The organism is Gloeocapsa sp. DLM2.Bin57 (genome assembly GCA_007693955.1).
Classification (GTDB): Bacteria; Cyanobacteriota; Cyanobacteriia; order Cyanobacteriales; family Gloeocapsaceae; genus Gloeocapsa.
In genome coordinates, this window is sequence record RECR01000036.1 from 1 (window position 1) to 8,757 (window position 8,757).

The following is an 8,757-nucleotide window of genomic DNA, read 5'->3' on the forward strand; positions in this document are numbered from 1 at the left end:
TCTTCCTTGTCTCACCTTCGCCAGAATCTCATTGTCAAAAACCTACACCTGTGAGCCCACACTCCCCCCTCTCTTGCAAGAGTGCCTCTGTTATATTTTTAGCTTTCTTTTACTCCATTGGATATAATGTTCCTTTCTTGCTTCTCTAGAAATGCTAAAATCTTGTTGCTTATTTTTTCTAAATCGGATTATGTCACCAACCACCGTTACTGTAATTACTCCTGGAACAACTGCTAATCTAGGTCCTGGTTTTGATTGTTTAGGAGCAGCTTTAACCATCTATAATCGTTTTGAGTTTAAGATTAACCCAGAGACAAGCTTAAAAATAACCGTCCAAGGTAGTGAGTCAACAGGTGTGAGTACTAGTCCTGATAACCTGCTTTATCGAGCTTTTAGCACCTTGTATCAACATATTGGTCAAGACATTCCAGGGGTAGAGATTAACATCGAATCAGGAGTACCCTTAGCTAGGGGTTTAGGAAGTTCGGCAACCGCGATTGTCGCAGGTTTAGTCGCGGCTAATTATCTAGCTCAAAATCCTCTGCAACCTTCAGAAGTGTTAGAATTGGCGATCGCCACAGAAGGACACCCCGATAATGTTGTACCCGCTTTTTTAGGCAACTGTCAATTAAGCGTAGCTAATGAGAAAGGTTGGCAAATTTGTCCCATTCCTTGGTCTGAAAGAATTACCCCAGTGGTAGCTATTCCGGATTTTGAACTCTCTACCGAAGTAGCACGTTCTGTATTACCCAAACAAATCCAGCGTGCTGATGCTATTTTTAATGTGGCTCATTTCGGATTACTCTTACGAGGGTTAGCTACTAATCAAGGGGAATGGTTAAGGGTAGCTTTGGCTGATCGTCTTCATCAACCCTACCGTGAAGGTTTAATCTCTGGTTATCAAGAACTTCGCACCGAGGCGATCGCCGCGGGAGCTTATGGTTTAGTGATTAGTGGAGCAGGTCCTACTTTATTAGCCTTAGTGGATTCTGCTCAAGCAACCGCGGTAGAATCAGCTTTAGCTCAAGCTTGGTCAAATCTAGGCATTACCGCTATGGTTAAATCTTTAGCTCTTGATACTCAAGGAACTAGAATTATTAATGAGGAGTATAATATACAGGAATAATAACACCGTTCCACCTAACCCCTTTCCTCAAGTTGATCTTATTCCACAAAAGTTTCTTGGGAACGATCGTCGGTTAACCAGTCTTCGTTTTCTCCACCAATAATGAGACGTTGAATTGGTACATACTCTTGACTAAGTTGTTTTAAAGCATTGATCAAGATATCTATAGCGATTAAATCACTCATCCCCAAATCAAACCAACATCTACCCCAAGCACCGTTGTATTGAAAATCACTCATATTGTGCATGGGTGACATAAGTGATTGGTTATCTGATTGTTGAACGTATTCCATATAACTAATATCGATACCCATATCTTGGACTTGCAGATTTTCCGCGTTAAAAGCTCCTAATTTTCCCAGGTAAAACCAGGAGTTAAACACTTCCTCAACGTATTGTTGTTCCATAGGAGCGGGATTGGTTTCAAATTCTAACCAAATCCACAAATCAAAGGGATTAAATTCTCTAAATTCTACTTTCATAATTTTTTCCTATAAAAAACCCTACCCATTGGGTAGGGTGTCAAGTTGGGAACTACTAGCTATTAGTAGTCAAAATCTCCACCGCCGGGAGCTGCGGGAGCTTTGTCTTTTTCGGGTTTATCCACAACGATACATTCAGTGGTGAGAACCATACCTGCGATCGAAGCTGCGTTTTGTAAAGCAGAACGAGTTACTTTAGCCGGGTCAACGATACCTGCTTCTAACATATCAGTAAATTCGTTATTAGCTGCGTCGTAACCAACGTTGAAGTCTTTTTCTTTGACTCTTTCCGCTACTACTGCACCATTTTGACCCGCATTTTCAGCGATACGTTTTAGGGGAGCAGGAAGAGCACGAGCAACAATCATCGCTCCAGTTAACTCTTCATTGGTGAGGTTTTCGTTAGCCCAAGTTTCTAATTGAGGAGCTAGGTGAGCTAGAGTAGTACCACCACCAGGTACGATACCTTCTTCTACTGCTGCTTTGGTAGCGTTGATCGCGTCTTCTAGGCGGAGTTTACGATCTTTCATTTCGGTTTCGGTAGCTGCACCTACTTTGATGAGAGCTACACCACCAGAGAGTTTAGCTAAACGCTCTTGGAGTTTTTCTTTGTCGTAGGAAGAATCGGTTTCTTCGATTTGACGACGGATTTGTTCACAACGCGCTTTAACTTCTTGTTCGTTACCTTCAGCTACGATAGTTGTGCTATCTTTTGTGATGGTCATACGACGAGCAGAGCCAAGCATTTCTATTTTAGCGCTTTCTAGTTTGAGACCTGCATCTTCGCTAATTACTTGACCACCAGTTAATACCGCGATATCTTCGAGCATTTGTTTACGACGATCGCCGAATCCTGGAGCTTTAATCGCAGCTACGGTTAGTACACCGCGTAAACGGTTAACTACTAGGGTAGCAAGAGCTTCTTTTTCGATATCTTCAGCGATAATTACTAAGGCTTTACCTTGACGTGCTACTTGTTCTAAAACAGGTACTAAATCTTGGACTAGAGCAATTTTCTTGTCAGTAATGAGGATCATGGGATCTTCAAATACTGCTTCCATGCGATCGGTATCGGTTACGAAATAAGGAGAGATATAACCTTTATCGAAGCGCATACCTTCGGTAATTTCTAACTCGGTGGTCATAGAGCGACCTTCTTCGAGGGAGATTACACCGTCTTTACCGACTTTATCCATTGCTTGAGCAATCATTTGACCTACTTCTTGGTCATTACCCGCGGAAATAGAGCCTACTTGAGCGATCGCTTTAGAGTCTTTTACTTCTTCTGCGTGTTCTTTGATTTTTTCTACTAAAAATTCTGTAGCTTTGTCGATACCACGTTTGATAGCGATGGGGTTAGCTCCTGCTGCTACGTTGCGTAAACCTTCTTTAACCATTGCGTGAGCGATTACGGTTGCTGTGGTTGTTCCATCCCCTGCTACATCGTTGGTTTTAGACGCTGCTTGACGAATTAGAGAAACTCCTGTGTTTTCGATATGATCTTCTAATTCGATTTCTTTAGCAATAGTTACACCATCATTAACGATTTGAGGCGCACCAAATTTTTTCTCTAGTACTACGTTACGACCTTTTGGTCCGAGAGTAACTGCGACTGCTTCTGCGAGTAGGTCAATACCTCTTTCTAGAGCACGACGTGCATCTTCGTTGTAAATGATTGATTTAGCCATAGATTTGTGATCTCTTGTTATTCTAATAGTTAGTGGAACAATTGTGAAAATTAGGAAAGATTGGGACTAGGAAAGAGCTGCGAGAATGTCTTTTTCTGAAAGTAATACGTATTCTTCGCCGCCTAATTTAACATCTGTACCCGCGTATTTAGAGTAGAGAACTTTGTCTCCTACTTTTACTTCTAGGGGTATGCGTGTACCATTATCGTTGATTTTTCCTGACCCTACCGCGACGATTTCGCCTATTTGGGGTTTTTCTTTAGCTGTATCGGGAAGAAGGATACCACCAGAGGTTTTTTCTTCGGAGGGACTTACTTTGACGAAAACGCGATCGCCAAGTGGTTTAACTTCGGTTACATTAATGCTAATTGCTGCCATAGGTTCTCCTATTTAAATGTACAATTGAGATGGTTTGAGTCAGTTGATTTAGATTCAAGTTAGCACTCTCACCCCTTGAGTGCTAATTTAACTAAATTTGGTATCCAATAGCAACTAGTTTATAAGTGTGGTTTACCGAACAAATTATGAAAATTCAGCTAAAAATAACGATTATCACCCTAGGACTTACTCTAGCTAATTTAAACGTAGATTCAGTCCTATCTCAAGCAAATCTACCCTGTTACATGATTAACCCCGCGGGGGAAACAGTTAATCTCTTGGATTTGTGTACACAAGAATCACTTATTGACGGTACACAGACTAACACTCCAACTTCTGTTAAAGGAGAAGAATCAACTGACGATATAATCATTATGACTCCGATGACAGAAACAGGAGAGACTGGTCAAACAGAACCAGTAACAGATAATATAGACTTTGACAATGATGCAGTTAATCCTCTAAGTTTTGAAGGAAATTTACGCGGTTTACGACGTAGTCAAGAGACATTAGACCTAACTAAATAAATGACGTACAGTAATCTACAACTCCCTACTCAATACGATCCCCAACAAACGGAAAAAAAATGGCGACAATATTGGGAAGAAAACCAAGTCTTTCAAGCCAATCCCAATAGTCAAGGTGAAAGCTATTGTATCGTTATCCCTCCCCCTAATGTGACGGGAGAGTTACACATGGGGCACGCTTTTAATACCGCCCTGATTGATACCCTAGTACGTTATCACCGTATGCAAGGGAAAAATACCCTCTGTTTACCAGGTACGGATCACGCCAGTATAGCAGTACATACGATTATTGACAAACAACTCAAAGCAGAAGGAAAATCCCGCTACGACTTGGGAAGAGAAGCATTTTTAGCAAAAGCTTGGCAATGGCGTCAAGATTCAGGCGATCGCATCATTAATCAACTTAAAACCCTAGGATTATCCGCAGATTGGACTAGAGAATGTTTTACCCTGGATGAAAGGAGATCTCAAGGAGTAGTTGAAGCTTTTGTCAGACTCTACGAAGCAGGTTTAATCTACCGAGGAAAATATCTAGTCAACTGGTGTCCCGCTTCAGAATCAGCAGTCTCAGACTTAGAAGTAGAAAACCAAGAAATAGACGGGAATCTTTGGCATTTTCGCTATCCTCTCCAAGATGGCACAGGTTATATTCAAGTCGCCACCACCCGTCCTGAAACCATGCTAGGAGATACAGCAGTAGCTGTCAACCCCCAAGATACTAGATATCAATCTCTAATCGGAAAAAAGGTTATTTTACCCTTAATTGGACGAGAAATACCCATAATAGCTGACGAATTCGTCGATCCTGAATTTGGTACAGGTTGTGTTAAGGTTACACCTGCTCACGACCCCAATGACTTTGAAATGGGACAACGTCACCAGCTACCCTTAATTAATATCATGAATAAAGATGGTAGTCTTAACGAAAACGCGGGAGAATTCGCAGGAGAAGACCGCTTTGTAGCTCGTAAAAACGTGGTAAAACGTCTCGAATCTCAAGGATTATTAGTAAAAGTCGAAAACTATCGTCATAGTGTCCCCTATAGCGATCGCGGTAAAGTACCCGTTGAACCCCTTTTATCTACCCAATGGTTTATCAAAATTGAACCCCTAGCCCAAAAAGCCCTCAAAGCTTTAGATAACGAGGATTCCCCCCATTTTGTCCCGGAACGTTGGCAAAAAGTTTATCGCGATTGGTTAGTTAAACTCAAAGACTGGTGTATCTCTCGTCAACTCTGGTGGGGTCATCAGATTCCCGCTTGGTACGTAGTTAGTGAAACTAACGGGGAAATGACCGACAACACACCCTTTATCGTAGCCCACAATCAAACCGAAGCAGACGCAAAAGCCATGGCTACCTATGGTAAAGAGGCAATCTTAGTACGAGATGATGATGCACTCGATACCTGGTTTTCCTCGGGTTTATGGCCCTTTGTAACTATGGGATGGCCCGAGCAAACCCTCGAATTAGCTAAATACTATCCCAATACTACCCTAGTAACGGGATTTGATATCATCTTCTTCTGGGTAGCGAGAATGACGATGATGGCGGGTTATTTTACCGATGTAATGCCCTTTAAAGACGTGTATATACATGGACTAGTTAGGGATGAAAACGGTAAAAAAATGTCTAAATCAGCCAATAATGGCATTAATCCCCTCTTATTGAGCCAAAAATACGGAGCAGATGCTCTTAGATATACTCTAATTAGAGAGGTAGCAGGTGCAGGACAAGATATCAGTTTACAATATAACCGCTCCACCGATGAGTCAGAATCTGTAGAAGCTTCTCGTAATTTTGCTAATAAACTTTGGAATGCTTCTCGCTTCGTTTTAATGCACTTAGAGGGAAAAACCCCTAGTCAATTGGGAATACCTGAGTATCAATCTCTAGAATTGAGCGATCGCTGGATACTCTCTCGCTTCTATCAAACTGTAACAGAAACTAGCCAACTAATCGAAAACTATGGTCTCGGTGAAGCAGCAAAAGCACTCTATGAGTTTAGTAGGGGTGATTTCTGTGATTGGTATATAGAGTTAGTTAAATCTCGACTCCAACCCCAAGCAGAGGTTAAATCACGTCTAGTTGCTCAACAAATTCTCGCTTATGTACTAGAAGGGATTCTTAAATTATTACATCCTTTTATGCCCTATATCACTGAGGAAGTCTGGCAAACTCTTACCCAAGCTGCGGGAGATTCTTTAGCCTTACAGTCATACCCCCAAGTAGATTCAACCCTGATTAATCCTTCCCTAGAGTCAGAATTTACCCTCTTAATAAATACAATTCGTACAATTCGTAATCTACGTGCAGAAGCAGAAATAAAACCAGGTGTGAAAGTTCCCGCGATTCTACAAACCCAAAATAGTAGCGAAGCAGAAATCTTGCAACAAGGAAAAAATTACATTCAGGAGTTAGCTAAAGTAGAACATCTCACTATTACTCCTACCTTAACAGAAACTAACACTCAAACCATTGCTTCAGTAGTAGGAACTATTCAAGTTTTAATACCCTTATCAGGTATTATCGATATTCCCGCTTTTAAACAGAAACTCCAGAAAAAATACCAAACCCTAGAAACTAAAATCGAGAGTTTAACCCAACGTCTCAATAATCCCAAGTTTACTAGTAAAGCACCTACTGAAGTGGTAGAAACCGTGAAAAAAGACCTAAACGAAGCCCAAATTCAGGCTAAAATATTACAAGAACGTCTGCAACGTCTCTAGTTTGAGATTAGATACTCCTTAAATGGGGTGTAGGTTGTAGGGGAATAAAGAATGAAGAATGAAGAATTAATTATTGTTTCGCTCATTATCTTTATTTGGAATAACCCCCTAACACCTAAAATTAGCTAAACTAATTGTTGAAATACCTAAATTATAATTTAATCATGTTTAAATTTGAAGAAGAGCTAAATGACGAGATAATATTTTTTCAAGGTAGTTATAGGAGAGAAGGTTTATTAGTTCCTGGAGTATTTGAACACAATATCTATACATTTGGACTTAATGATAGACAAGATGTTGATATCTCTGTTACTCCTAATGGGGGTAGGATTAATCTAGAATTTTATCGAGATAGTAATAACAATAGAATTTTAGATACGGAAGATGAATTAATCGAACGTTCCAGTCAGGGAGGTACAGAAGTCCTAGATTTGCAACTATCAGAAGGGATTTATTTTGTTCATGTTGGTATAGGTGAAGTCACCAGTAGCCGCAATGAATTAGTTTATGAACTTGAAATAGATAACTTAAATAACGATAATTTTGCTCCTGACTTATTTAAGGAAAATACTAATAATTATGTCATAGAATCTTCTCAGTATAATAGGGAAGGTTTATTAATTCCTGGCTTATTTGAACAAGAAATCTATAGATTTGAACTCACTAGTAGAGAGGATGTTAGGATTAATGTGTCCCCGAATGGTGGTAATGTTGAGTTAAATTTATATAGAGATGATAATAGTAATTTCAGGTTAGATACAGAAGATAATCTTATCGGTCGAAATCATAAAAATGGTAGCAAAGGTTTAAATAAAACCCTAGCAAAAGGAACTTTTTTTGTTCACGTTGGTTTAAGAGAAGTCAATAGAAATAGAGATGATTTAGTTTATGACATTGACGTCAATATTGGTGATAATAATGAACCAGTTACCTTATTCCCCAACAATTCCACTAACTTTTTTCTAGGAGGAGTTTCAGTCTCTGGATCTTCATCTTCTAGTAGTTCATCTTCTGATCCTTTATTTACAGAAAATACTAGGACCTTTAATGTGTTATTTAGAGATGGTGAATACACCAACACAAATATTTTAATCCCCAATGAATCAGAACATGATATTTATACTTTTCAACTTGAGGAAGAAAGAAATATTGATATCTCTGTATCACCTTCTAATGGTACTCTAGAATTAGAACTTTATGAGGATACTAATAATAATGGTATCCTGGATAGAAGCGATGAACTTCTCGATAGATCTAATACTAGTGGAGACCAGTCTTTCAATAGGAGATTACAAGAAGGAACATATTTTGTTCACGTTGGTTTATCAGGAGTTAATAATGATGTGGAACAAGTTGATTATCAACTCACGATTAATAGTAATCCTTCTTTAGAAATGAGTACCTTATCTGAAGATACAATTACCAGTTCGTTTAGTAATGATAATAATCCTTTGCTTAACCAAGAATTGGGTCAGGATATTTCTACACTCAATAGTCTAGTTGGTTTTAATCAGATTAATTTTTGATTATGTAAATTACTTATATTATAGCTTTGTTACTTTTGATTGTAAAAAATTGTTAAACAGCTATGGAACAATTACCTAAAAAAAGCGTCTTTCATTAAAATCTCAGAATTAGCAAGGATTTAATCATGTTTGATAATCAAAATAACTATGAAGTAGAATTCTCTCGGGGTCGTTATAGTAACGAAACTTTCTTGATTCCCGATGAGTTTGAACACGATATTTATACTTTTGAACTAACTCGCAGAAGAAATGTAGATATCGATGTTTTTCCCAATGGTGGACGTGTTGACTTAGAACTTTATC

General features: G+C 39.1%; 7 protein-coding genes. 4 read left to right on the forward strand and 3 right to left on the reverse strand.

Features of this window, described 5'->3' with window-relative positions; all coding sequences use genetic code 11:
• The first annotated feature begins 190 nt into the window (after positions 1 to 190).
• Positions 191 to 1,126, forward strand: coding sequence for a homoserine kinase (locus EA365_01610; protein TVQ48405.1), 936 nt, complete (start codon positions 191 to 193; stop codon positions 1,124 to 1,126).
• 38 nt (positions 1,127 to 1,164) lie between these two features.
• On the opposite strand, the gene EA365_01615 is transcribed toward EA365_01610, so the two are convergent.
• The 3 genes from EA365_01615 to EA365_01625 form a co-directional block, all read right to left on the reverse strand.
• Positions 1,165 to 1,608: a DUF3531 family protein gene (locus EA365_01615; GenBank protein ID TVQ48406.1), complete on the reverse strand. Its 444-nt coding sequence runs from the start codon at positions 1,606 to 1,608 to the stop codon at positions 1,165 to 1,167.
• A gap of 62 nt (positions 1,609 to 1,670) precedes the next feature.
• A complete protein-coding gene (gene groL / locus EA365_01620) occupies positions 1,671 to 3,296 on the reverse strand; it encodes a chaperonin GroEL (protein TVQ48407.1) in 1,626 nt (541 codons plus the stop codon).
• A 66-nt stretch (positions 3,297 to 3,362) separates the two neighbouring features.
• Complete coding sequence (locus EA365_01625) at positions 3,363 to 3,674, reverse strand: co-chaperone GroES (protein ID TVQ48408.1); 312 nt, start codon at positions 3,672 to 3,674, stop codon at positions 3,363 to 3,365.
• 125 nt (positions 3,675 to 3,799) lie between these two features.
• Here EA365_01625 and EA365_01630 point away from each other — a divergent pair, with 125 nt between their 5' ends.
• From EA365_01630 to EA365_01640, 3 genes are all read left to right on the forward strand, one after another.
• Positions 3,800 to 4,201 carry a hypothetical protein gene (locus EA365_01630; GenBank protein TVQ48409.1) on the forward strand — a complete coding sequence of 134 codons (402 nt, stop codon included), beginning with the start codon at positions 3,800 to 3,802 and terminating at the stop codon, positions 4,199 to 4,201.
• Complete coding sequence (locus EA365_01635; GenBank protein TVQ48410.1) at positions 4,202 to 6,928, forward strand: valine--tRNA ligase; 2,727 nt, start codon at positions 4,202 to 4,204, stop codon at positions 6,926 to 6,928. It abuts the gene before it with no gap.
• Between the two features lie 164 nt (positions 6,929 to 7,092).
• Positions 7,093 to 8,454: a hypothetical protein gene (locus EA365_01640; GenBank protein TVQ48411.1), complete on the forward strand. Its 1,362-nt coding sequence runs from the start codon at positions 7,093 to 7,095 to the stop codon at positions 8,452 to 8,454.
• Positions 8,455 to 8,757: the final 303 nt, after the last annotated feature.

What these genes read in the sequence shown, in the direction of transcription:
- EA365_01610 (TVQ48405.1), top strand. Translation starts at nt 191, where the DNA reads ATGTCACCAACCACCGTTACTGTAATTACTCCTGGAACAACTGCTAAT.
- EA365_01615 (TVQ48406.1), bottom strand. Translation starts at nt 1,608, where the DNA reads ATGAAAGTAGAATTTAGAGAATTTAATCCCTTTGATTTGTGGATTTGG.
- groL (TVQ48407.1), bottom strand. Translation starts at nt 3,296, where the DNA reads ATGGCTAAATCAATCATTTACAACGAAGATGCACGTCGTGCTCTAGAA.
- EA365_01625 (TVQ48408.1), bottom strand. Translation starts at nt 3,674, where the DNA reads ATGGCAGCAATTAGCATTAATGTAACCGAAGTTAAACCACTTGGCGAT.
- EA365_01635 (TVQ48410.1), top strand. Translation starts at nt 4,202, where the DNA reads ATGACGTACAGTAATCTACAACTCCCTACTCAATACGATCCCCAACAA.
- EA365_01640 (TVQ48411.1), top strand. Translation starts at nt 7,093, where the DNA reads ATGTTTAAATTTGAAGAAGAGCTAAATGACGAGATAATATTTTTTCAA.